18 protein-coding genes and 1 pseudogene are annotated in these 25217 nt (G+C 67.9%); 5 read left to right on the forward strand and 14 right to left on the reverse strand.

Annotated features, from left to right (window positions below):
* Positions 1–10 precede the first annotated feature (10 nt).
* Positions 11–2560 carry a GH32 C-terminal domain-containing protein gene (locus ACFZDK_RS37630; protein WP_390979202.1) on the forward strand — a complete coding sequence of 850 codons (2550 nt, stop codon included), beginning with the start codon at positions 11–13 and terminating at the stop codon, positions 2558–2560.
* 261 nt (positions 2561–2821) lie between these two features.
* Here the strand turns inward: ACFZDK_RS37630 and ACFZDK_RS37635 are convergent, their stop codons facing one another.
* Both ACFZDK_RS37635 and ACFZDK_RS37640 read right to left on the reverse strand, forming a co-directional pair.
* Positions 2822–3217, reverse strand: a complete 396-nt coding sequence (locus tag ACFZDK_RS37635; protein WP_390979204.1) for a hypothetical protein — start codon at positions 3215–3217, stop codon at positions 2822–2824.
* Positions 3217–4695, reverse strand: coding sequence for a hypothetical protein (locus ACFZDK_RS37640; protein ID WP_390979206.1), 1479 nt, complete (start codon positions 4693–4695; stop codon positions 3217–3219). Before ACFZDK_RS37640 ends, ACFZDK_RS37635 begins: the two co-directional genes overlap by 1 nt.
* A gap of 615 nt (positions 4696–5310) precedes the next feature.
* On the opposite strand from ACFZDK_RS37640, the gene ACFZDK_RS37645 reads away from it, so the two are divergent.
* A complete protein-coding gene (locus tag ACFZDK_RS37645) occupies positions 5311–7983 on the forward strand; it encodes an ATP/GTP-binding protein (RefSeq protein WP_390979208.1) in 2673 nt (890 codons plus the stop codon).
* Positions 7984–8454: 471 nt separating this feature from the next.
* On the opposite strand, the gene ACFZDK_RS37650 is transcribed toward ACFZDK_RS37645, so the two are convergent.
* Both ACFZDK_RS37650 and istA read right to left on the reverse strand, forming a co-directional pair.
* On the reverse strand, positions 8455–8631 hold the full coding sequence (locus ACFZDK_RS37650; RefSeq protein WP_390979210.1) for a hypothetical protein: 177 nt from the start codon (positions 8629–8631) through the stop codon (positions 8455–8457).
* A complete protein-coding gene (gene istA, locus ACFZDK_RS37655; RefSeq protein ID WP_390979516.1) occupies positions 8631–9887 on the reverse strand; it encodes an IS21 family transposase in 1257 nt (418 codons plus the stop codon). Before istA ends, ACFZDK_RS37650 begins: the two co-directional genes overlap by 1 nt.
* 104 nt (positions 9888–9991) lie before the next feature.
* Here istA and ACFZDK_RS37660 point away from each other — a divergent pair.
* Positions 9992–10098 (forward strand): annotated as a pseudogene (locus ACFZDK_RS37660) (transporter); the annotation flags it as partial.
* A 507-nt stretch (positions 10099–10605) separates the two neighbouring features.
* Here the strand turns inward: ACFZDK_RS37660 and ACFZDK_RS37665 are convergent.
* The 10 genes from ACFZDK_RS37665 to ACFZDK_RS37710 all read right to left on the reverse strand — a co-directional run bounded on the left by ACFZDK_RS37665 (position 10606) and on the right by ACFZDK_RS37710 (position 22405).
* Entirely contained in the window at positions 10606–11592 is a 987-nt protein-coding gene (locus ACFZDK_RS37665) for a class I SAM-dependent methyltransferase (RefSeq protein WP_390979212.1), read from the reverse strand.
* Positions 11593–11977: 385 nt separating this feature from the next.
* Positions 11978–13219, reverse strand: a complete 1242-nt coding sequence (locus ACFZDK_RS37670; protein ID WP_390979214.1) for an MFS transporter — start codon at positions 13217–13219, stop codon at positions 11978–11980.
* Positions 13220–13731: 512 nt separating this feature from the next.
* Complete coding sequence (gene dpgC / locus ACFZDK_RS37675; RefSeq protein WP_390979215.1) at positions 13732–15039, reverse strand: (3,5-dihydroxyphenyl)acetyl-CoA 1,2-dioxygenase DpgC; 1308 nt, start codon at positions 15037–15039, stop codon at positions 13732–13734.
* Positions 15036–15695, reverse strand: coding sequence for an enoyl-CoA-hydratase DpgB (dpgB, locus tag ACFZDK_RS37680; RefSeq protein WP_390979217.1), 660 nt, complete (start codon positions 15693–15695; stop codon positions 15036–15038). Before dpgB ends, dpgC begins: the two co-directional genes overlap by 4 nt.
* 14 nt (positions 15696–15709) lie before the next feature.
* Positions 15710–16816, reverse strand: a complete 1107-nt coding sequence (gene dpgA / locus ACFZDK_RS37685; protein WP_390979219.1) for a 3,5-dihydroxyphenylacetyl-CoA synthase DpgA — start codon at positions 16814–16816, stop codon at positions 15710–15712.
* Positions 16817–16922: 106 nt separating this feature from the next.
* Positions 16923–18200 (reverse strand): aminotransferase class I/II-fold pyridoxal phosphate-dependent enzyme, encoded by a 1278-nt coding sequence (locus tag ACFZDK_RS37690; protein ID WP_390979221.1) that lies wholly within the window; start codon positions 18198–18200, stop codon positions 16923–16925.
* Between the two features lie 194 nt (positions 18201–18394).
* Positions 18395–19339, reverse strand: coding sequence for an alcohol dehydrogenase catalytic domain-containing protein (locus tag ACFZDK_RS37695; protein WP_390979222.1), 945 nt, complete (start codon positions 19337–19339; stop codon positions 18395–18397).
* A 22-nt stretch (positions 19340–19361) separates the two neighbouring features.
* A complete protein-coding gene (locus ACFZDK_RS37700) occupies positions 19362–20174 on the reverse strand; it encodes a phenylalanine 4-monooxygenase (RefSeq protein WP_390979224.1) in 813 nt (270 codons plus the stop codon).
* Positions 20175–20443: 269 nt separating this feature from the next.
* The gene (locus ACFZDK_RS37705) at positions 20444–20812 is read right to left on the reverse strand and encodes a cupin domain-containing protein (RefSeq protein WP_390979226.1); all 369 of its coding nucleotides are present in this window, start codon (positions 20810–20812) and stop codon (positions 20444–20446) included.
* Positions 20813–20881: 69 nt separating this feature from the next.
* A complete protein-coding gene (locus tag ACFZDK_RS37710; RefSeq protein WP_390979227.1) occupies positions 20882–22405 on the reverse strand; it encodes an AMP-binding protein in 1524 nt (507 codons plus the stop codon).
* A gap of 302 nt (positions 22406–22707) precedes the next feature.
* On the opposite strand from ACFZDK_RS37710, the gene ACFZDK_RS37715 reads away from it, so the two are divergent.
* The gene (locus tag ACFZDK_RS37715; protein ID WP_390979229.1) at positions 22708–23247 is read left to right on the forward strand and encodes a GNAT family N-acetyltransferase; all 540 of its coding nucleotides are present in this window, start codon (positions 22708–22710) and stop codon (positions 23245–23247) included.
* A gap of 572 nt (positions 23248–23819) precedes the next feature.
* Positions 23820–25160, forward strand: coding sequence for an FAD-binding protein (locus ACFZDK_RS37720; RefSeq protein WP_390979231.1), 1341 nt, complete (start codon positions 23820–23822; stop codon positions 25158–25160).
* Positions 25161–25217: the final 57 nt, after the last annotated feature.

Consider the following 25217-nt stretch of genomic DNA (forward strand, 5'->3'; position numbering starts at 1 on the left):
AAGGAGCGCCATGTCCAGAACCCTTCGTCCGCGCCGCAGACTCCTGGCCGCACTGGCCGTCCTGTCCGGGCTCGGCCTGGTCGCCGCCTCTCCCGCCATGGCCGACACGCTTTACCACGAGCAGTACCGCCCCCAGTTCCACTTCACCCCGGCCCAGAACTGGATGAACGACCCCAACGGCCTCATCTACTACAAGGGCAAGTACCACCTGTTCTTCCAGTACAACCCGTCCGGGAACACCTGGGGCAACATGTCCTGGGGCCACGCGGTCAGCGCAGACCTGGTGCACTGGAAGCAACTCCCCGTGGCCATCCCCCAGGACGACCAGGAGATGATCTTCTCCGGCAGCGTGGTGCTGGACAGGAACAACACCACCGGCTTCGGGACGAAGAAGAACCCTCCGCTCGTCGCCGTCTACACCAGCGCGCAGAAAGCCTCCGGCAAGCAGCAGCAGGCCCTTGCCTACAGCACCGACGGCGGCACCACCTGGACCAAGTACGACGACAACCCGGTGCTCGACATCGGCTCGAACAACTTCCGCGACCCCAAGGTCTTCTGGTACGCCCCCACGCAGCGCTGGCTGATGGCGGTCTCCCTCGCCGACCAGCACAAGATCGCCTTCTACAGCTCGGCAGACCTCAAGCACTGGACCCACCAGAGCGACTTCGGCCCGGCCGGCGCCACCGGCGGGGTGTGGGAGTGCCCGGACCTGTTCCCGCTCCCGGTCGACGGCGATCCGAAGAAGACGAAGTGGGTACTGGCCGTCAACCTCAACCCCGGCGGCATAGCGGGCGGTTCCGGCGCCCAGTACTTCGTCGGCGACTTCAACGGCAAGAAATTCACCTCCGACGACGACGGCAGCTACACCCCGCCAAGCGGCACCGTCATGCAGGACTTCGAGTCCGGCTCGTTCGGCGACTGGACGGCCACCGGGACCGCGTTCGGCAGCGCACCGGCGACCGGGGCGGTGGACTGGCAGTCACAGGTCACCGGCATCGAGGGCAAAGCCTTCGCCAACAGCTTCCACGGCGGCGACGCCTCCACCGGCACCCTGACCTCGCCCGAGTTCACGGTGACCGGCAACTACATCAACTTCAAGGTCGGCGGCGGCAACCACCCGTACCAACCCGGCACCGTCCTGGGTGACCAGCCGACACCCACCGGTGAAACCCTCGCCGACTTCGAGGGCACCACCTACACCAGCCCCATCGGCGACTGGACCACCACCGGCGACGCCTTCGGCACCGGACCCGCCCAGGGCACCCTCCCGGGCCAGCAGCAGGTCACCGGCTACCTCGGCAACGGCCTGGCCAACACCTTCCTGGGCGGCGACGCCGGCACCGGCACCCTCACCTCCCCGACGTTCACCATCGACAAGAAATACCTGAACTTCCTCATCGGCGGCGGCTACCACCCCGCAAGCTCCGACGCCCCCACCGCGGTCGAGCTCATCGTGGACGGCAAGGTCGTGCGCTCGGCCACCGGATCCAACGGCGAAGCCCTGAACTGGGCGTCGTGGGACCTGTCCGACCTGCAGGGCAAGCAGGCCCAGATCAAGGTCGTGGACGACAACACGGGCGGCTGGGGTCACCTGAACCTCGACCAGGTCGTCCTCTCCGACACCCAGGCGAAGCCCCCCTCCATCGAGACCGGCGTCAACCTGCTGGTCGACGGCAAGGTCGTTCAGAGCGCCACCGGCGCCGACTCCGAGAACCTCGACTGGGCTTCCTTCAACACCATGGCCTACAAGGGCAAGAAGGCCCAGATCCAGATCGTGGACGCCAACCCCGACGGCTGGGGACACGTCCTCGCCGACCAGTTCACCACCGCCGACAAGCCCGCCCTGAACACCACCCAGCGCGCCCACTGGCTCGACTACGGCGCAGACTTCTACGCCGCCAACACCTGGACCGACGCACCCGGCGGCCGCCGCGTCATGATCGCCTGGATGAACAACTGGAACTACGGGCAGGCCATCCCCACCACCCCGTGGCGCAGCGCCGACACGTTCCCCCGCCAGCTCTCCCTGCAGACCGTGAACAGCAAGGTCCAGCTGATCCAGCAGCCGGTCGGTGAACTGGCCACCCTGCGCGGAGCCCGCACCCGGGTGCCCAGCACCGGCGTCACGAACACCACCACCCCGCTCTCGGTGCACGCCAGCACCCTGGACCTTCAGGCCGACCTCACCCCGGGCACCGCCGACCGCTCCGGCCTGGACGTCCGCACCGGCGCCGGGCAGCGCACCCGCATCGGCTACGACACCGCCACCGGCGAGGTCTACATCGACCGCTCCGCCTCCGGCGACACCGGCTTCGACCCGACCTTCACCGGCGTCCAGCGAGCTCCGCTCGATCTCCACGGCGGCCGGCTGAGCCTGCGCGTCCTCGTCGACGCCTCCTCCGTCGAGGTCTACGCCCAGAACAGCCGTGGCGAACAGGTCACCCTCACCGACCAGATCTTCCCGGACCCGTCCAACACAGGTGTCGGCGCCTTCGCCGAAGGCGGCACCGCCACCCTCGACCACATGCAGGCGTGGCGGCTGAAGTCCATCTGGCCGTGACCAGCCCTTACCTCACCGCGCCGGGCATCATCGGCTTCCGGCGCACGGCTCTCCATCGTCGTACGAGAGCGATGCGTAAGCGGACCGTCCAGCACGAGGCGTAACGAGCGAGATCAAGCAAGAAGCCTCGTGGTGCTCACCACGTGAAACAGCACCGCGAGGCAGTGTCGAGCACCCCCAGCGGGGGGTCATTCAGCGTGAACAGAGGTACCAACGGCGAACTGCCCTGTCCGCTGTGCCCTTTGGCCAGCGTTCAACGCATCAACTCAGCCATCCGGCAATGGCGTTGGCGAGGGCGTCACCGCCGTGCTGCACAACGGTTCCCGCCACCAGGGCGGGAAGTGCCTGGGCGATCTGGCGAAGCGTGCCGGCCTGTGCGTCGGACGCCGCCAGAGAGGTGTCGACGGTGTCCGCCATCGCCCGCAGCACCGCCACATTGGCCAGGCCCGCCTCGTTGCGCTCCACGTCGGCACGGAACGAGGCGAGAAGGTCTCGTACGGCCTCGATGTCGACTGCACCCTGGACCGACGCGGACTGGTACACGTGGGAGATGTTCTGCCCCACGACGTTCTGGTTCGGGGCGTTGTTGTTGCCACCGATACTGATGCCCGAGCCATGTCCCTGCTCCGATTCGGGGCGACGCCGTCCCACCATCATCACTTGCCTCCCTGGTTGCCGTTGCCCTGGCCCACATTGCGGATGTCGCTGCCCGCGACGTTCTGGATGGGCGCGTTGTTGTCCCCGTACACCTGGATGTTGGTGATGACCGCGGCTACCTGGCGCTCGTACTGAGCGGTGTCGACGCCCAGTTCGTCGAGGTACTCGGCGACGGTCCGGAAAATGCAGGTCTGCATCAGCACGACGTGCCGTTTGGCGTCGTCGCTCTGGTGCATGTCGGTGACCTCTTCGGTGGAATACCGATCGCGCAGACTGACAGGTTCCTTCTCCTCGGCGCGGCCGTCCTCCGCCTGCTCTCCAAGCCCGAGCCGCGCCACAAAGCGCCACAGCGCGAGCGGGCCCGCAGCAGCGTCCAAGAGCGACTGCGTCACGATCCAACCGAGCAGCCGTGTTCCTCGCTTGGCGACGGGTGCGTCGGCTACCCGCAGTTCGTTGTACAGCGGCGTCATCACGTGCGGGCGAACGGTCAGCCGTAGTTCGCCCGCCTCCAGCGCGGCATGCACGAACACGCTCACCACCACTTGGCCGTCCCAGCTGACGCACTGCGCCCGCAGATACAGCCGGTCCGGCACGCTGGACGGCGACCGGCGCCCCCGGCCGCGCAGGTCTGGCAGTTCCAGCTTCGGCGCACGGGTGCGCCGCAGCCACAGCGCCGACGGCAGACCCTTCACCTCCGTGACGGAGAAGCCGGGCAGGGGATCGGTGATCTCCCGTGCCCCGCGCCCCAGCTCCCGCAGCGCCCCGCCCATCCGCCGCAACAGCTCCGCCTCCCCGAACGATTTGACCGACTCCTCCGGGTCCTTCGGCTTCAGCGGGATGTCAATATCGGCGACGCCCCACACATCACGCCCGGCTCCCACGAAGCACTCGGGCTCGTCGTACGGCAACTCCCGCCTCGCCTGTTCGCTGCCGATATGCGTCATCCGGCGCTCGCCTTTCGCCGCGGCCCGGGGCAGCCGGTCGGACGACACCCCCTCCCGGACGAGCCGGGCCAGCGCCGCGCGCGCTGCGAGACGGTCGCCGGCACACATCAGCGCGGCCCCGGCCAGCAGCGCGAACGGCAACAGCACCAGCCCGATGCGCAGTGCGACGACCTCGCCGCTGACGGGCTGGTACGGCACGACCGCGAGCAGCCATGGCACGCACAGCATGAGATACGCCGCACGAGGCGACCTCGCCAGCCGCGATGTCCTGCCCTTGCGTAACGCCCGGTAGGCGGCCCACCGCATCAACAGAGCCACGAAGACGACCGCTCCCCAGACAACGGCCGCCCTGGGTGCCGCGTACGCCACGAGGGCAGCCACGAGCAGCCCCGCCACACGTCGGGCCCACCGGCGTCGCCGTGCACGCAGGCTGTGCGCCACCACTGGTACGAGGTCGAACGCGTACGACGGCACAGGCAACGGCGGGCCGTGCAGGACGTGATCCACAACCCACTGCGCCATGGGCTCGCCCATGGGCGGACAGTCGTCACTGCCTTCCAGGTAGATACGCCTCCGGGTACTGCGGCGGGGCTTGTCCGGCTTCTTCCCCCTGCCTCTGAACTTGCGCCACCACGCTTTGACGGCTTTCACCCGGTCGGGGCGTGCGTACACGGCTTGGCACAGCAGCCTGGTCACTTCCGAAGAGGTCGGATCAACCTCCCCAGGGCCACGCGCATCGGAGGTCGCGGGACCAACCTGAATCGGCACCGCCGGCCCCTCGACCATCCCTCCATCGGACCGGTCCCGAGCACGCAGCCCCCACCCCAACGCCATTCCGCCCCCGCTCGTCGATCAGGCGGGCATCCTCACGGTGAACTTCGAAAACCACCAGATCGCAAACAAGACAATGCCCTCAACCTCCCTGGGTAGAACGAGAATCGACCGAATCCCGCTCCCTCAGAAAGGGACTGCGGGTGAACTCGACCCACGAAACAACGCCCGCCTGGGCCATACAAGGTGACAGCGACAGGGACCAATGCTCGGTTGCGGTCTGTCGGATGCGCGCGGCAGACCTGCCTGAATGTGGTCTTGCCAGGCCAACCTCAAGACAGCGTAGATTGGAGCCAGTTGATCATCAGGGGGGAGCCGGTGACGGGGCGAGACCTTCGAACGCTGTTCAGCTCGAACGACCGGAGCATCTCCGCCAGTGAGGCGTTCACGAACCGCCAGGCACAGTGGCAGGCCGTGACGACCCACTTCGCCGAACACATACGGCACGTGACCCGCGCGGACTTCGACGTGGAGGATCTGGAAGCTCCACGCCGCAACATCCTGGTCTTCCACGGCGTGGGCGGAATTGGCAAGTCCACGCTCTCCCGCAAGATCGAGGCGTCGCTCTCCAGTAGCGAGCACCGTCCCGTGCAATGGGAATCACCATCTCACGCCCAGGAGCGGATACTGCCGGTCCGCATCGACCTCGCACGCGCCGCGGGCATGGACTTCGAGCGCGTCGTCCTCACCATCCGTCTTGCCGTCGCCGCGCTCGGCCAGCCAATGCTCGCCTTCGACCTCGCCCTGCGCCGTTACTGGGAGCACAACCACCCGGGCGAACCGATCGAGGAATACCTGCGCCGGGGCGGGCTGCTGAGCCGCTTCAGCGCCGCTGCCGCGCTGCCCCAGCAGATGCAGTCCGCCCTCAGCGACGTCGCCCAGGCCCTGCTCCTGCCCGGCACCGTCGGAAGTGCGCTCGGCCAGGGGGCCGGGGCGCTCGTCAAGGCATTACGCGAGCGGCGCCAGTCCGTACGCGCCCTCGCCGACTGCTCCCGCCTGGCTGACCTCCTGGAGGCCGAGCCCGACCTGGAAGCCCTCAGCTTCTACCCACATCTGCTCGCCCGGGACCTGGCCCAACTCCCGGGCGCCAAGAGCGCGCTGCCCGTGATCCTGCTGGACACCTTCGAGGACACCGGCGACCGCACCCACCGCGATTTCGAGCGCCTGCTCCAGCGCATCGTGTGGCTGATGCCCAACGCGTTCTTCGTCGTCACCGGACGCAATCGCCTCCAGTGGGCAGAGAGCAGCCTGGAAGGGCAACTCGACTGGACCGGTCCGAATGCGTGGCCCGGCCTCGTCTCCGACACGCCCCATACCGGGTCAGGCGTATCCGGCCGCCACATCCTGATCGGCGACTTCTCCCCGGAAGACTGCGAGGACTACCTGTCCCGCAGGCTCAGCCGCAACGGGCACCCGCTGATCGACGAACCGGTCCGCCGGATCATCGCCGAGCGCTCCCACGGGCTGCCCCTGTACCTGGACCTGTCGGTCATGCGCTACCTGGAACTGCGGCGCAGCGGCAGACAGCCACAGGCCACGGACTTCGACCACGACTTCCCCGCCCTGATCGCCCGTACTCTCAGAGACCTGACCGCAGAGGAACGCCACGTACTCCGCTCAGTCAGCCTGCTCAGCGCCTTCTCCGTACCCCTGGCCACCCAGGCCGCAGGCATGCAGCACGACGCGCCAGCCCTACGGCTGACCGAGCGCCCCTTCATTCGGCAGTCCTCCTCCGGCGTGTGGCCCTTCCACGTCCACGACCTGATCCGCGCCGCCATCCGCAACCCGGACGACGCCAGTGACGACCGCTGGTCGGAGCAGGACTGGCAGCGCGCGGCCCAACGCGCCTTCCACGCACTGGAATCCCAGTGGCGCCAGGACCTACGGCGCAACCGCGCCATCCTGGTCAGCTGCCTCCAACAAGGGCTGCTCCTCGCACGGGACTTCCACCTCGATCTCGGCTGGCTCGCCGATGCCGCATTCCAGTACGTCAGCGACTCGATCTGGGAACCGCTGGTGCTCCCCGCCGCCGATACCGCATCGTCCGGGGGCGTACGGACTGCGGCGGATGCCCTGGTCGAAACGCTCAGTGCCATCGCCCGGCGCCAGTACGAACACCGTGAACGCACCGTCAGTCGGCTCTCCGCCATCCTTGCATCGGGATTGCTCCCCGATGGCCTGGTCGAACTGGCCGCGTATTACCAAGCAAAGGCCCAACGGGACCTCGGGTTAACCGATGACTCTCGCCACGGCATGCAGCGTGTCGCGTCCGCCGGCGGCCGGCTCGCGTCCGCCGCTCGACGGGGCCTGGCGCACCTGAGCCGCGTGTCCGGAGATTTCCCTGCGGCGTTGGAGGCTGCCGGGAGCCTGGGCTGGGCCGGGCGCCGCCATCGGGTGCTGGGGGACGTGTGGTGGGTTCAGGGAGACATGGAGCGGGCGGCAGCCGCGTATCTGGCGGGCCGGAGCGATGCCGAAGAACACGGTGTGGTCGGCGAGACCGCCGTGGCCCAGGCACATCTCGCCTTTGCCGTATCCTTCGTCGACCCGCTTCGGGCCGATGACGAACTCGACCTCGCGGACCGGCTGTTGTCGCCCCTGAGCCTGCGCTCCAACGAGATGACCGCTCGCATCGCCGCACTCGTGCGCGACGCCGGATTCGTCGAAGACCTGCCTGACCGAGCGGCCGTCCAGTTGGCAGAAATCGGCGTCTCCGGCATCTCCTACGCCGCGGCCAAACTGCAACTGGCCCTGTGCTTCCACCACGCGGTCCTTGATGCCCAGGACCACCTCGCGGCTGGTATCGCCCGCCTGAGTGAGCTCACACAAAACGGCTACTACGCCTACTACGTCGAAATCGCGCACTTCATGGGCGACCTCCCACTCTCCCCGAACACCTTACGAGCACGGTGGATCGACGGAGAACGACAGACCCGGGAGCGATGGCGCAACATGGTGCTGGGACGCCGCGATCACGTCGGTACGGTTCGTTGAGCCGCAGCAATGGGTCTGCTGCCAGGAGATTGCCCAGCTCTCCACAAGGCACCCCGCCCCGCCCCTCGGCACCTCGCTCGTGCTGTCCCTGGCCTTCGCGAGTGCCGCCCGCCTGGGCGACCGCTTCGCATCCCCATCGAGGTCCTATTCAATGCACTCGACAATGCCCCCTACACTCGGCGCCCTGGCCATCGAGATCACACTTCCCGACTAACCTTGAACTCAGGGTCGGCCCCTCATGAATGGCCTCCGGATCCACCGTGGCTAACCGGAGCTGGCATGTGGATTTCGGCGCTGAGACGGCAGCGGCCGCCCGCCTCACTTCGCAGGCACCTATTTGCCTGGGAAGATCACCGGTAGCAGTGTCGTCACGACAGCCAGACCAGCGCTGACCGTACTGCGGTACAACCACGCTCCAGCCATGACGACGATCTGAGGTTCCCCCGAGATGCGGAATGTGTTGACAGAGGGTCAGATGGGACTCATGAGAGGAACATCGACCATGGCCGCCCCCAGAAAGTACTGGGCCGGGGCCTTCATCGCCCGGGCAAGGAAGGCCAGGTCGGATGCGGTCTGCTGGCCGGTCCTGCGGCTCGTGGTCGCAGTCGGTGCGGGTGGTTCGCCGTCAACGGCTGTGGTGCGGGGCATCAGCCGGCCTCCTTGCCGGCGTCGCCGTCGATGACGGTGAACAACCGGTCATAGGAGCCCAGCTCGCGCTGTTCGACCTCGATGAGCGGGCCGGAGGCGGAGCCGACGGCGTGGATCTGACCGGTGGGCCGGCGGCGTACTTCCTGACGCATCGCCTGCCCGGCCTCGGCGTGTTCGGGATCGGTCAGGGTCTGGTGGCGGGCCCAGCAGCGGGCATGCTGGGCGACGATCTCGCCGCCAGAGGTGAGCACGACGACCTGCTCGTTGTCGGTCAGCACGGTGACCTGGTGGCCGATCGCGGCGGGATCGACGGAGTAGTCGCAGGTGTCGACGCGGACATAGTGGTCCCGGCCCAGCCGGGTCGAAAACCGCCACCAGGTCGGCGGGTCGACCGCGGGCAGGGTGAGCATCTGGGCCCGGTCCGCTTCCCACCGGTCGGCCGGACGGGCCCCGAGAGTGCGGTGGACACGCCGGTTGGCGACCTTCAGCCATGCCTGCAGCTGGGTGTTGAAGTCGTCCGGTCCGCTGAAGTGCCGTCCAGGCAAAAACGACGTCTCCAGATAGCCGTTCGCCCGTTCCACCAGTCCCTTCGCCTCCGGATCCCTCGGACGGCACAAGTAGATCCTGGTGGCGAGCAGGCCCGCGAACGCGGCGAACTCCGATGTCGGGTGGCCACGGCCGACGCCGGCCTCGTTGTCCCAGACCAGCGTCCTGGGGACGGCGCCCCATTCGGTCAGCAGCCGCCAGTGCCCGTCGATCAAGTCGCCGGTCCTGCGGGACGGCAGCATCCGGGCGGCGATCACGCGTGAGTAGCCGGACACCATCACCAGGACCGGCGGGCGTCCGCTCTGCCCATAGCCGAGGGGGACGTCCACGTCGGGGAACCACAAGTCGCACTGGGCCAGCTCGCCGGGCCGATAGGCCGTGCGCGAGACCGGATCGACGGGAACATAGGCCGGCCGCAGTTCCCGGATCCGGTCCTTGAGGATGGTCATGCCCCTGTCCCAGCCGATCCGCTCGGCGATCACCGTCGCCGGCATCGTGGGTGTCTCCCGCAGCAGTTCCCGGATCTGCACCTCGACCGCGTCGACCGCCGAGCCCTTGGCCGGCCGCTGGTACTGCGGCGGCCGGTCGTTGGCCAGGGCCCGCTTGACGGTGTTCTTCGAGATGCCCAGATGCCGGGCGATCGCCCGGATCGGCATCTGCTCGGCCCGGTGCAGCCGGCGGATCTCTGCCCAGTCCTCCACGAGGATCACCTCCCTCCTGACCTTGATCACCAAGGCCAGAGTCAGACGAAGATCACCAAGTGGGTCACTTTTGATCCGCCGTCAGAGGGTCAGCGTTCGGCCGCCGTCGAGAGGAGATGCCGGAGTTGCACTGGGTGTGGGGAAACCCTTCGCAATCGTCCTGATGGCGATCGTGTGCACCACTTTGTACTTCATCTTCAAGCGCAAGGACTGGCTCTGAGCAACCGGCCGGCGAGGCCCCACGCCAGGGCCTCGCGGGAGCCGAGGCAGCCGCCGGAAGGCCCACCGAGGCCGCTGGGGAGAATCCGGGGAGAATGAGATGTGCTCCTCGTCGGCCGGGCGACGCCGCCGAGCGGGTCGATCGCGTGCGTCTGCACGAAGCGGCCGGCTGCGCCGCGAGGACACCGGCGCCCTGGGCGTGCGCCCGGCGGATCACGCCGCACACCGAGCGGACCCCGCACTGCGGCGTGCGCAGGTTGGCAGGTCCCGGACCGCTTCCAGCGGTGACGGGAGCCGGTCTCGGGTGCACAGTTCACCTGCACGACGCCGAGTCGGCCGGCGAGTTGCCTCGAATCGGGCGGGGTCGAGCAGGATGGCCTGCGGGCGCGGCCTTCACGATCGTGCCGAGTGGTATCAACGTGACCTTGAACGGTCGCGCCCTTCGGCGTTCACCCGTTCCTGCCCGCCGACGGCGTCTCACGAAGTGAGCACGCATCACGCCTGGCCGTCAGAGCGCGGAGGCGGCAACCTTGACGGAATCGAGAATCGCCACCGTATGCCCGACCTGTTCGCCCTTCTCCACCAGGGCCATGGCATCTACCGCTGAGATCTCGTGCGGCGACAGATCGTTCTCCATCTGCAGCGCCTGTGCGCCAGCCGCCGTCGGCGACAAGCCTTCGAACGCCTCCTGCAGAACGCGCACCGGGTAGAAGTGGAATGGACCGAGACCTTTTCGTTCCCACCGGGCGAATCCGCCCACCACCTCGTCCGGCTCGGACTGGACCTTCCATGTGTAGGTCAGCACGCGGCCGTCGTAGCCGGCGGCTCCGGAAAGAGCCAGAATCTCAGATATCGGAATGCGTGAACCGATCGACGACAACACGCGGCCACCGACCCGCAGGACCGGGTACGCCTGCTGCAGAGCCAGGTAGTGCAGTGTGACGAGGTTCTTCTCGGCGAATCCGGGAATCTCTTCGCTGCGCTCCGCGATGAACGTCGAACTCGTCTGGCCGTGAGCGAGGTCGTCGCTCTGGGCCATCGGGATGTTGGGCAGGTTCTCGTAGATCACATCGACCTGAGACAACTTGCCGACCAGCGGGGAGAGGAGATCGCCGGCGCCTCCGAAGAGTTCGACGTCTTCTGCCAGGAGGTTGCTCTGAATGTTTTTCCGGGCGCATTCGACGACGTCGTCGTGGATATCGGTGAAGCCGACGGTACGTGCCTGCAAAATCTCCACGGCCGCCAGGGCGTCCAAGCCGACGCCCGTGCCGATCGTGCAAAAGCGCGGAGCAAGGAAGCCCCGCTCAGCAAGCGTCTTGAACGCAGGGACGGCAACGCTCGCGACCCAGTCGGCACGCAGGAAATCCGACTTCGGAAGGTACGTGTGGTCCGAGAGCTCGAGTTCGACGGAGGACCTGATTCGCTCCGTTGCCTCGATCTGAAAGAACTCGCTCGGCGACACCACGACTTCGGCCTTGCCGGTCTGCGTACTCATCGTGCCCTCTCTTCGATATGGCAACTGTGCTGCGCCTACGAGCCCGTCCGGCCGCGATAGAGGTGTTTCACTGTCGGCAACGCCCGCAGAGCTGTACAGAGGGGCACTGTTGCCTTTCGCCGGGCATGAAGAACGATGGTGCAAGAACACGGAATTAGTCTGCACGAACCTCAGATCTTGAGGTCCTGATAGGTACCAGGATTGAAGCAACTCACGGCATCGGTAAAAAAACGGATGCCGAGATCAGAAACTCCGGAAACCGTTACAGCTCTGCCGGACCTGCATTGCCAAGAACTTTGTCGCAACCGCCGCCGGGTATCCCGTCGGGCCGGGCAGCGCCGCTGACCCGGCGACGTGCGAGCAGGGCGCCGGGCACTGCATTCGGTCAGGCAAGCTCGTCAACAGGGTGAACGCTGCTGGATGCGGTACCGGCGACCGCCTTGGCGAGGGAACGCTCGGCGGCGCGGGCGGCGGGCGGGGTGACGACGGCCGCGAGGAGCACGATGGCGGCGATGGTCAGCCAGCCCGCGGTCTGCCACTCCATGGCGAGGTAGGTGTAGGCCGCCGGCGCCCATACGGTGCCGACGGTCTGGCCGACCTGGGTGACGCCCTGGTATTCGCCGCGTCGGAGGGGGTCGGACAAGAGCGCGGTGAATCCCCAGCCCGCCGCTGCCTGGAAGAGCTCGGCACCGGTCAGCAGGATGTGGGCCAACCAGACCAGGGTGATGGTCAGCCACTCGACGCTGCCGTCGGTGAACACGACGATCACACAGGAGGCCGCGAAGCAGGCGGCGCTCCGGTATTGCGCCCGGACCGCCCCCGACAGTGTGTCGGTGCCGCGGGCAGCCATGGTCTGCAGGGTCACCACCATGACGGCGTTGGTCGCGAGCAGCCCCGCCAGAAGCACACGAGGGGCGTTGGTGTCCTCCACCAGCCAGAGCGGGATGACCACGGAGAGGATCACCTGATTCGTGGACAGCACACCGCTCAGAACGGAGACGGCGAGAAACGGCCGGTTGCCGAGCGCGCCGCCCCACTTCCGCCGCTCGCGCCCTTCCGGCTGTGCGGGAGCCTGGACGGGGCCGGCCGCCTTGGGCAGCCTGAAGATCACCACTGAGTTGATGAGCAGCACCACACCGACGAAGAAGGGGAGCATGCGGATGGCGGTGTCGCTGCCGGTGGCAAGGGCCAGGCCCCCCAGCCCCGCGCCGATGGTGAACCCGGCGTTCAAGGCACTCCGGTTGTAGGCGAGCCCCGCGGTCCGTTCCTTTCCGGGGTAGAGGTTGAGCAGATACGCGCCATAACCCGCGCCTCCGGCGGCGTTGATGAGTCTGAGGGCCATGACGACCACCAGAAAGGCGGAAAATCCGCGAACCGCCGGATAGGCCAGGAAGCAGACCGCCTCCGCGAGGGACGCCACGGCCCACGCGGTTTTGGGACCGACCCGGTCGGCGAGACGGCCCAGCGGCACGGCGGCGACGAAGGTGACGATCCCGGCAATGGTCAGGCCCAACCCGACAGCGGCGGCGGAGAGGCCGACAACCTTGGTGAAAAAGACTGCGTTTGTGGTGAAGAAGCTGCCGGTGCCTATTCCGTAGAGCAGAGCCTGAGCGCTGACTCGCCCCACCGCCGAAGACGGCGGGGCCACTCGGCGGAGCAGGCGTGCGAACGGTTTCCGAGGGGCAGGCGGCGGGGCGGCTGATGTGGCTCGGGGCATGTGGCGTACGCTAGCCAACCGGTTGATGGCCGTCTCCTGACATAGGACAGGGCTCGGGCGTCGCGAACAGGGTTGCCTCTGGAGAAGTGGTGGTCGGGTTCCATTCGCCGCCCCTGCAGCCCCGCCGGAGCCACAAGATGGAATGAGCCGCTCACCGAAGACCGCAAATGGCAACTTGCGGGCATTTCCGGGCAGGTGACGCCGCGAGCGGCATCACGATCTCGTGGTGGATACCAACTCTTCTGTGCTGACCACCTTTTCTGGGTTACCGGGCTATTCGTCGAGGTCGCGAAGGGCTATGACGGGCCTTGGCCCGGGTCGGTTCGTGGCGCCGCCGGGCGGATCACCGGAACCGGCCGGGCCGCGTCGTACTGAGGTGACCCGGGTCCCGGTTGCGCGGTAGGTCCGGCGCTGTCGGCGGCTCACGCACTCCCCGCCGCGAACCGGCCGACCTTGCCGATGACGTCCTGGCCGTAGATCCGCAGGGCCTGCTGGAGGGCGAAGTCGGCCATGTAGGTGCGGAATCCGGCCTCCGGCTCTTCGGCGAAGTTGAGCATCCGGCGGTTGGCGAGGACGGCCTCGCCGTCGAGACCGTCCAGGCCGCGTTCGATCGCGGCGTCCATCTCCTCGGGCTCGACGACCTCATCGACCAGCAGCCGGGCCTCCGGCTCCGCCGCCCTGATGCGCCGGCCGCCCAGGATGATCTGGCGGGCCAGCCGGGGGCCGGTGAAGCGTGCGAGGCGGTAGTTGCCGGCCCCCGGAACGATGCCCTCCTTGGCGGCGGGCAGGCTGAAGTACGCGTCCGAGGCGGCGACGACATGGTCGATGACGAGCAATACCTGCATCCCGCCGCCGATGGCGAACCCGTCGACCGCGGCCAGCCAGGGCTTGCCGGCGTGCTGGGTGTGCCAGGTCGCGGTGTCACCGAGGGAGAGGCCGTGGGCGATCTTGCGGAGATAGCCGAGTTCGCGGCGGAGCAGGAAGCCGACCAGTGGGATGTCGCCGGAGCTGAGGCTCTTGAGGTTGATGCCGGCGCTGAAGACGCGCCTGCCCCGGTAGCGGGGGTGGGTCATCTCACCGCCGCGTATCAGGCCGACCCGGATGTCGGGGTCGAGCAGGGCGAGATCGACGGCGGTCTCCATGTCGTCGACCTGCTGTTCGTCCTCGGCGTTGAGCCGGTCGCCCCGACAGAGCGTCAGGCGGGCGACGCCGTCGCGGCGCTCCACGTGGACGGACTCCGTCTCCAGTACGCCCGTGCGCTGGAATTCGGGGAGCAGCCGCATCGCGCGGGCGGTGGGACGGAGCATCGCGTCGAGCAAGTGCGGGCCCGCGACCGGCGAGCGGAGCACCGCGCGCAGCAGGATGCCCTGGTCGATCTCGTGGCCCTCTTTGTCGGCCTGTGGCCGGGTGCGCTCCTCGGCGATCCGCCCGGGGCCGGGGACGAGGCCGGGGTAGGCGGCGGCCGCCGCCTCGACCAGCTCGTCGAGGCGGAGGGCACGGGTGCCGCCCCCGGTCAGATGGCCGTACACGGCCTCGGCATGGGACTCCAGGAAGCGGAAACGCTCGGCCCGGGCGGCGTCCTTCGCCGCCTCGGCCGCCTCCCGCGCGGCGGGGCCGCGGCTCGCCGGGCGCGGAAGCCCGGCGAGCACGCGGTCCGCCGCGTCGGCGGCCTCCGTGACGGCCCGCAGGCCCGGCAGATCTGGCGCCCCGGCGCTCAGGGCGTTGGTCACGCCGACTCCCGGGCGACGGCACGGCGCAGGGCGCGGTCGCAGGCGGCCAGATGGGAGCCGAGCGCGTCCTCGAACGGCGTGGTGGACGCGTCCAGGAGGAGCTGGCGGCGGACGGCGAGTTCGCTGCCGCCGCCGTCACCGTAGCGGAGGACCAGGTCGGCCAGGGCGGCATCCGGGTCGTCCGCCAGTTCGTCGGCGAGGCCGAGGGCAAGGGCCTGCTCGGCGCCGATGGGGTCGCCGAAGAGGACGGCCCGGCGCGCGGCGCCCGCGCCGAGCAGGCGGACCAGCCGGAAGGCGGCCATGCCGGGCCAGGTGGCCTCACCGTCAAAGGGCAGCACCAGCCGGGTGCCGGGTGCTGCCAGGCGCAGGTCGGCGGCGAGGAAGGCGTCGAGGGCGGTGCCGCCGGTGTCGCCGACGGCGACGGCGACGGTCGCGGCGGGGAGGCGCTCGAATCGGCGCAGGGTGCGCTCCCACTTGGTGACAAGGGCCGTGTCGAGGTCGTTCGTCCAGCCGGGGGCGGGCGCACCGCTCACCCGCAGCACGGCAACGCCGGGGCCGCCGTCCTCCACCCGGTCGCAGAGCGCCGCGAGCTCCTTCACGGCCCCCGGTGTCGGCGGCCGGCGGCCGTCCACTGCCAGAGTCAGTGCTTCGTCCACGGACACGTCTCCCCTCACCACTGCACCAGTACCGTCTCGAGGGTGGACCCCGGACCCATCGTCATGAGCACCCCGTAGTCGCCGGGCTCGGCGGTCTTCTCGTCGAGCAGCCGCTCGTAGGAGAAGAGGAACGACCCGCTCGACACGTTGCCGTAGTCCCGCAGCACACCGACGGTGTGCCGCAGGTCGTGGCGGGTGAGGCCGAGGTTGACGACGACCGAGTCGATGACCTTCTTGCCGCCGGAGTGCACCAGCCAGTGCCGGATCTCGCTGCGGCGCAGCCCAGTACCGGAGAGCAGCCGGTCGACGACGATCTCCGCGTGCGCGCCGACCACATAGGGCACCTGGGGGTCGAGGTAGAAGCTGAAGCGCCCCAGGTCGCGGTCCCAGTCGTAGCGCATCGCGCCGACGGCCTCGGGGATGATGCAGCTGGCGAACTTGAGGAGGGTGGGTCCCTCGCCGCCGACGGCACCCATGTCGTCGGGGCCGGAGACGAGCGCGATCGCGGCCGCACCGTCGCCGAAGAGGCTGTTGACAACCGCGGTCTGCATGGAGGAGTCCATGGCGTAGGCGGCGGAGCACGCTTCCGTGCACAGCATCACGGCCAGCTCCCCGGGGTGGGCGGCAGACCAGCCCGACACCAGGTTGAGGGCGTTGAGCCCGGCGTTGCAGCCCATGCCGACGATGTCGCTGCGCGAGCAGTGCCGGTCGATGCCGAGCTCGCGGATGAGCAGCGCGCTGATGCCGGGGGTGAGAAAGCCGGTGGAGGTGACACAGCAGAGGTGGCGCAGGTCGGACAGGTCGGCGCCGGCCCGCTTGAGGCAGGTGCGAAGCGCCTCGGCGCCCGTCTCGACGGCCGATCTCCTGTGTTTGTCGAGGAGGTCGCCCTGTTCCTCGGCACTGCGGATGCCGTCGGGACCGGGCTCGGGCAGGACGAGGTGGCGCCGGTCGATGGCGCTGTTGCGGAAGACGGAGGTGATCTTCGGGTCGCTGATCGCGAAGGCGTCCAGGACCTCCTGCTGGGAGTAGGAGACCGGAGGCACCGCGGTGCCGACACTGATGATGCGCGGACGATGCTCAGCGACAAGAACGCCGTTGCCGGCTTCGAGGGTGATGGTCATCGGAAGGTCCACCCCCACATCCGGCGCTTACTGCGCGGCCGTTGGCGTATTCGCCAGATCCTGTCGAAGTCGTGCACGAGTACCAGCCTTTCAGGAATGAGGCGAATCAGTCGTTCTGGATTCTTGCTGTGTCCGCCGGGATGTTCTCGTCCACTGCGCTCTCGGCCTCGATGAACTCCGCGAGCCGCGCCGTGCCCTCTTCGATGTCAGCCGAGGTCAGATAGCTGGTGGAGAGCCGGAGAGCGCGATCGCCGCCGCCATCCGGATAGAAATAGCTCATGGGTGTCCAGAGCACTCCGAATTTCTCGGCGGAGCGGGCCAGCGCCGTGTTGTCGGCCCGGAAGGGCACCTTGACGGTGACGAAGAAGCCGCCGGTGGGCCGGTTCCAGCGGATCCCCAGTGCCTCGCGGCGGGCGACCGGGAGGCAGGCTTCGAGGCAGCGCAGTACGGTGCCCAGGGCATCGTGGTAGTAGGCGGCCGGTTGGGCGTTGAGTGCGGAGATCCGGCCGTCCGCCGCGAGCAGGGCACCGGCCACGACGGCCTGGCTCAGCGAGGAGGTGTTGACCGTCACCATGCTCTTGATCCGGGTGAGTTCGTCGGCGAGCAGGCCGGTGTGCTCGTCCTCGTCCACGACCTCCTGGTCGGCGACGGCGAAGCCCACCCGGGCTCCGGGGAAGATCGTCTTGGAGTAGGAACCGAGGTGGACGACGGTACCGGAGCGGTCCAGGGACTTGAGTGTGGGCAGCGGGGGGCCGGGGCTCACCCGGCGGTAGGGGCTGTCCTCGATGATCAGGATGCCGTGACGCTCCGCGGCGGCCAGCAGGCGGTCGCGGGTGTCCCTGTCCAGCGTGTTCCCCGAGGGGTTGGAGTGGTCCGGGATGACATAGAGGGCGCGGGGCCGCCGTCCCGCCGCCCGCTCGCGAGCGATCACGGTCTCGAGGACGGCCAGGGAGAGACCGTCCTCGTCCTCGTCGACGGGGACCACGCGGGCGCCCAGCAGCCGAGCGGCGCCGGTGATGCCCGAGTAGCAGGGGCTGGTCACCAGGACGACGTCTTCGGGGCCGGCGACGAGGGCGCGCAGCACCAGCAGCATGGCCTCCTGGGCGCCGACCGTGACGACGATCGACTCGGCCGGCACGTCGATGCCCTCGTCGGCGCGCAGCGAGTCGGCGATGATGTCGCGGATCTGACCGGCGGTGGGGCCGTATTGGTAGAGAGCGGTGCGCACCTCGGCGGGGGTACGGCCCTGGGCGGCCAAGTGGTCGATATAGGCGCGGAGATGGACGAAGATCTGCTCGATGTCGAAGAAGCCGTCGTAGGGCCGGCCCGGCGCGAACGAGATGGCATCGGGATAGCGGTGGGTGATCTCGTTCAGGAACGTCATGGTGTCCAGAACGGGATCATGAACGCAGGCGTGCAGGTCTTTCCTGCGCAGCGGACGGCAGTTCGGCGACCTGGGCAGGGGCATGGACACGGAAACGGATCACCTCCGACGTGCATCTCGACGGCACCGACCACACCAGCCGCGAGGAGCAGGGCAGCATGATCCGCAGCTGCGTCGTCCGGCTGGACCAGGTCCTACTCGGTGACAAGGAAGATCTTGGGCCCCAGCGGCCGGTCCAGGCTGAGGGCCAGTGCCTCGCCGAACCTGGCCAGCGGGTACACCGGGCCCAGAAGGTCGTCGATCTCCAGTTCACCGGCCAGCCGCACCGCGTCGTCGAGCGGTCCGTAGGAAACGGCGGCCAGCGTCACGTCGTTGCGCACGGCCCGGGTCACGTCCGTAGCGATCGGCACTGCCGGGCGGCTCTTGAGCACAACCACTCCGCCGGGCCGGACCGACCGGATTGCCAAGTCGAGCGCCCTGTCGGTCCCGGCCGCCTCGACCACGAAGTCGTAAGACTCCCAGGTGGCTCCGTTCTCCGCCCTCCCTCCCAAATCCTCGCCTTCCGGGCTGTCCAGGGCGGGGGCGGTCTCGACGCCGTCGAAGCCGCGGGCGCGCAGGACACGGGTCGTGAGGTCGGCGATGCGGCCCGAGCCCAGCACGAGCCCCCGCTCGTCGGGCCTGATCGGTGCGTTCAGAACCGCGGACATCGCTGCGATCGGTTCCACGCACGCGGCCCGCGTCAGCGCCAGGTCGGTCGGCACGGCGCACAGGCTCGCCTCGGGCACGACGACCTGCTCGGCGAACGCACCGTCGGTGTCTACACCGAGCATGAGCCTGTGAGCACAGCGGTCGCCGTCCGCGCACGCCTTGCATTGCCCACACGAAATCAGCGGCAGCGCCACCGCCACACGATCCCCGTGCCGGTAACTGCTCGTCGAGTCGGCTTCGACCACCTCCCCGACCATCTCGTGGCCGAGGACTCTCCTGCCGCCGAGCGGAAGGAGCCCGGTCGCCGCCTGTACGTCCGTGCGGCAGATCGCCGCCATCAGCACCCGGAGCCTGACCCAGCCGGGTGGACGCGGCGGCGCAGGGATGTCGCCGATCTCGGCGCTCTCCGAGTTCCGAATGACAGCCTTCATTGAAGAGATCCCGTCGTCTGGCTCATACCGCGTAAGGAGAATCGTCGTCGATCGTGGTGAAGAACTCGCCGAGGAAATCCTCTAGATGCGCATGCGAGTTGGCCATGAAAAGCACAGGCTGACGAGCGTGTGAGTTGTAGTCCTGCTTGGCCATGTCAGCGAGGTCCAGAGGCCTGATGTCAGCACTTTGGAAATGTGTGAGCTCCTTGGTGGAAGACATCAGGCTCGCCCCCCACACCTTCGGCTCCCCGCCTTCAGCCACGAGCCCGCACTCGATGGAGAACCAGAAGATCCGCGAGACGAGCTCTACGGCCTCGGGCCTGCGCAGGCGCCGTACGGCATCTCCGGCAAGCTGATACAGATGCGCCCAGCGCTCGTTCACCAGATGCGGGCCATGTCCGATGACTTCGTGAATCATGTCGGGTTCCGGAGAGAACTCGGGTCGCGAAACATGGCGAATGTACTGGGTGGCGTGGAAGTTCCGGTCCGCGAGGCTTCCGTAGAAGGTCCTGACCGCGACGCTCCCTGCGGCCGGAATCATCTTGAAGCCGGTCTCTTTCTCGATCGCGTCCGAAACTTCACGAAGTTGCGGCGGCCGGTGCGACGGAAGGTTGAGTGCGCTTACCGATTCGAGATACAGCGCGCTTGCGTGGCGCCGATGCAGGTCGCGCAGTTCCTCGGTGGCCAGCTGCCAGACCTGACGGTCGTTGTCCGAGTACACGACGTGGGGAGCCGGGTCTCCGGACCGGGCGTATATCGCCGCGGCGGCAATCCACTCGCGGCGCTCGATGTACCGCTCATCGCCGTACCCGGGATGACCTTCGGGCAGGGTCACTGATATATCGCCATTGCGAATTTCGATAACCGCAGGGCCCGGTCGACTCGTCCGCATTATCGCGTCAGCAACTTGATCCATGCCGGACACCATAGCCTTGGCGCGTCAGACCTCGGTCCTGTTACCTGTTGGGGCTTCAGATCCGAGGTACCGGCCGCGTCACCCCCGGTGGACACCGGGGTCCGGCGCGCAGGACCCTGGTGCGCCGGACGGCGTCACAGCTCGCGACCGGAGCAGATCAGCGCGATGCGAGGGGCGGTCTCAGCCGATCACGGCCCGGTGTTCTCGCCTTCGCCGATGAACCTGACATGCCGTTCGTCGCGTTCGTCAAATGCCGGCGCAACGGTCAGAACCATCTCCATCCTTCCGAGATAGTAAATGCGGATGCCCGGTGGGACCGAGATCAGGTCGGTGGCGCCGACCTCGACCGCTTCGCCATCCAGGTAGAATGTCCCCTGCCCGTCGACGATGTAGTAGATGTAGGAACTTCTTACATTGTAGAATTCCTGAAAGTGTCCCCGCTCGACATGCACGTGGACAACTGTCGCCGACGGATCGTTCTGCCGGTAGACAGTCAGGTCGATACCGTGCTTGCGGAACCTTTCCGCTTCCTCGACCGTATGCCTGTACTCGTTCATCGATCGATTCCTCCTGGCCGGCGGAGAGCCGGGCGCCGATTTCTCTGTTTCCCTGGACCGGCACCCCACTCAAGCAAGAAGTTCCTCGGCCCGCTTCCGCAGTGCCAGTCGGTCGACCTTTCGGTTGGGATTCAGAGGAAATTTGTCCAGGTGAATGTACCGGCGCGGGACCGCGCTACCGGGCAGCACGGCGCGCACAGCATCTGCCAGCGCCGTCTCCGACACCTCGCTGCCGGTGTAGAACACGACCAGCTCCGTGCCGTGCATCGCAGCCCTCACGACAGTGACCGCGTCGCGTACTCCGTCGCAGGCGCGTACCACGTGGTCTACTTCCGCCAGTTCGACGCGCCACCCATGCACCTTCACCTGCGAGTCCATGCGCCCGATATAGGCGAGTTCGCCGTCCGGATTCGCGCGGACCCGGTCGCCCGTGCGGTACCAGCGCCGACCCTCCAGTTCGACGAACCGCCCTTCGTCGTCGGCCGGATCGAGATAACCTTCCGTCATCTGCGGGCCGGTGACCCACAACTCACCCTCTACCGACGACTGTTCCCCTTGCTCGGTCACCAGGCGGAAGTCATGGCCGCCATGCACCTTCCCGATCGGCACCGTACCGTTCACACTGCGCTCCACCGACTCCTCGCCCGACCAGCGGTGGTAGGAGATGCCGATCGAAAGCTCGGTCGGTCCGTAACGGTTCTCCAGCTTTGATCCCGGTGCGGCCGCCAGCCAGTCCTTGACGTCCTGAACGCGCAACGCTTCGCCGCCGAAGATCGACCACTTCAGGCCGTCGAGTGCGCCTTTCTCCAGCCCGCCCATCTCGCGGGCCATCCAGATACCGCTCGGCGTGGAGTGCCAGATAGTGATTGCGTTTTCCGCGATGAACTCGGGAAGATCCCGATATGCCGACGACGGTACTACCTGGATCGTTGCACCCGAGCCCCACGCGGCGAACACGTCGTGGATGCCGGGGTCATAATTGAGGTCGTAGGTCTGGGCGAGCACGTCATCCGGTCCGAAGTCGCACCGCCTGAGGAGCTGATCGAAATAGTGCGCGAACCCGCCGTGCGAAACCGGGACAGCCTTCGGGATACCGGTCGAACCCGACGTGAAGAGAATGTATGCCCGGTCCGAGAAAACCACTTCGATCGGCGCCGTAAATTCCGGATGCGAAGTCACCGGAATCGTCGGAAAACCGTCGGCGAGACCATCGGTGTCGAGTACTCGAACGGGGGTGTCCTCATCGGTGATCTCCGACAGAGCCGCCAGACCGGACTCGTCGGCGATCACCGTGTCCACCCCGGCCACCTTGATCATCCGGCGGCTGAGGGCAGCGGGAAAGCTGGGCTGCAGCGGGACAACGGTGCCGCCCGAGTACAGGACTGCCAGTAGGCCCACATAGCCCGTCACGCTCTTGCCCGCCAGGACTCCTACCGCACAGGGCGCGCCGTCCGCCACCAGCGATCCTGCCCATCGCAAGGCCTTCTCGTGCACCTGCCGATAGGTGATGACCTCTGCTCCGATGCGCACGGCGGGACGGTCCGGGGATATTTTCAGTCCATGCAAGAATCGCTCGACCAGCGTGAGAGGCATAAGCTTTTCCATTCCCTGTCCCCGGATCGCGGAAGTGTTATTCCGCACGGCGGCCTATTATTATCCTCAAACCGGTAGATTACCGATCGGTGTAGCAATCTGTACTGACATATGCCAGGGCCCGGCGGAGTTCCGCCGCGATCGGACTGTTCGCATGAGCTCCGCGACGGACGGAACGGAGTTCCGGGGCGGATGTCGTCGGCCGGGCGATTGGCCGCACCGCCCGATCCGCGCGGCGCCGAGCTGGGCGCAGGCGGGAAAGAACCTATTTCCAGGGCGACTTGGGATGTTAGCCTACGCGCATGTCACATCTGGGACCCATCGCCTGGCCGCCTGAGCCGATCAAGACCGAAAGACTCGTACTCCGTGAGTCCGAGGCGCGCGACCGTGCGGCGTTCATCGATTTGCTGGCGTCGCCGGAAGTGCACACCTATCTCGGCGGCCCCCACGCGCGTGACAAACTTGAGCGCGAGACGCCTGAGGTGCCCGAGCGCTGGCCCGGGAGTTTCGTCGTCGAGCTCGACGGGGCCATGATCGGCCAGATTCTGCTCAGGAGGGCGACGGAGCACCGCCGGCCGGCCGCCGCGGGGAAGGCCGATCTCGGCTACCTGTTCATGCCGCAGGCATGGGGATTCGGGTACGCCGCCGAGGCGTGCACGGCCGCACTCGATTGGTTCGACGGTGTCCTGCCCGGCGAGCCGGTGGTACTCACCACCCAGAGCGCCAACGTCGCCTCGATGCGCCTCGCCGCGAAGCTGGGGTTCACCGAGGTGGAGCGGTTCGAGGCCTGGGACGCCGAGCAGTGGCTCGGCATGCGGCCCCCGGCCACGCCGGCCGCCTGAGCCCGAGATCCCTGAGGCAGGGTGTCCCGGGAGAGACCCGGGACACCCTGCCTTCCTCATGTGGCCACGGCCCCGTGCTGCTTCGGCCGGCTGACACCGCACTCGACGGCATGCCCCGGCCGCGCCGGCCTGTGCTGCGCCCTAAAACACCCCGTGGACGGTCACGACACGGCCCAGGTCCATCGGTCTGCGGCCTCAGACCCGCGATGCGGTCCCGGCATCGCCCGTCCGGAGAATCGTCTGCATCGCGGGGAGTGATCCTGACCGCTGTCAGTGTGGATACATCCCCCTCGTCAATAACCTACTGCCCTGCGGCACGCTTCAGGCCGCCGCCGACGGACAGAGCAGCAATCGAAGAGTGGTCGGCACCCAGCCGCGGATCATCGGCAGAATCCTGAACCCAGCCTCCCGACGGGGCGTGCCCGGTCGTTGAGGCCCCGGGTCGCGCCCCCGGCAGACCGGTACGCGCAGACAGCACCGCTCGCAGGCAGCCGGCCCGTTCTGAAGGCATCCGCTGGTCCGACCTGATCCGATCCGCTCTGTGCTCTGCTGCAGACCGATGGGGGAATTGCATGGTGACCGCTGCTTTCACCGGGGCCTTCTGGTGGTCCGACGACCATGGCTTCGCCGACGCCGCGACCTCGCGCGTCTTCAACCAACGACGGCCGGCCCGGCGGCCGGCGGCGGTGCTGCGTGCCGCTCATGCCGCGGATGTGGCAGCGGGAGTGAAAATGGCCGCAGCAGAGGGCTGGCAGGTCGCGGTCCGCTCAGGCGGGCACAGTTGGCCGGCCTGGTCGCTGCGCGAGAACACCCTGCTCATCGACCTCGCCCGATTCACCGGGATATCCTACGACCCCACCAGCGGGATCGTCGCGACCGGTCCGGCGGTACGCGGCGGCCTGGACCTGGACCCCTACCTGGCCGGGTACGACCGCTTCTTCCCTGTAGGCCACTCCCCCACCGTGGGCCTGGGCGGCTTCCTCCTGCAGGGGGGCATTGGCTGGAACACCCGCGGCTGGGGCTGGGCGGCGGAGTCCATCGAGTCGATGGACGTGATCACCGCCGACGGCGAACTGGTGCGGTGCTCGGAGACGGAGAACGCCGACCTGTTCTGGGCGGCTCGCGGCTCGGGCCCCGGCTTCTTCGGCGTGGTCACCGAATTCCGACTGCGCACCCGCCCCCGGTTCCGAGAACTGACCAAATCCAGCTACGTCTTCCCTGTCGAACTCACTGCGGAGGTGCTCAGCTGGTACCTCACGGCACGCCACGACCTGCCCCCGTCCGTCGAGTTGTGCGCAGTCAGCTGCACTCCCCCCGGATCCGACTCCCCGGTGCTGGTCATCGACGCGCTCTCGTTCGACGGCGGTCCCACCTCGTTGGCCCCGCTCAGCACCTGCCCCGTGGCCGACAAGGCCATGACGTCCCAGGTCGCCCAGCCGGTGGACTTCGCTGATCTGCAGACCGAGCAACTGCGGGCCAACCCCGAACTCCATCGCTACTTCGCGGACAACGCCTTCCTGGCCGGTCCCGCCCCCGAGCTGCTGCCGGCGCTGGTACCCGCCTTCACCGCCCTGCCCACGGCCAGGACGTTCACGGTCCTGGGAGACTTCACCCCGCTGCTGTCCCGCCGTCCGCCGGACATAGCCCTGTCCGTGCAGACCGATCTGTATTTCGCCGCGTACGTGATCGGCGAAATCCCGGAGGAGGACGCCCGGTGCCGTTCGTGGTTGGACGGCACGATGAACCGCGTAGCACCGTATTCCGCGGGCTGCTACCTGGGCGACAGCGACTTCACGGCGCGGCCCGACCGCGTAATGTCCGACGCGGCCTGGTCGAAATACCAGCAGATCCGCGACACCCGCGACCCTGAAGGCCGTTTTCCCGGCTACCTCGGCGCCCCGTCGCAATCATGAGCGGCCGATCGTCCGGGGCGAGGCGCTGACACACGGGCAGCCTGTTGAAGCAGACGG

The sequence above is a fragment of the Streptomyces sp. NPDC007901 genome, from assembly GCF_042959465.1.
In the GTDB taxonomy this organism is placed as follows: domain Bacteria; phylum Actinomycetota; class Actinomycetes; order Streptomycetales; family Streptomycetaceae; genus Streptomyces.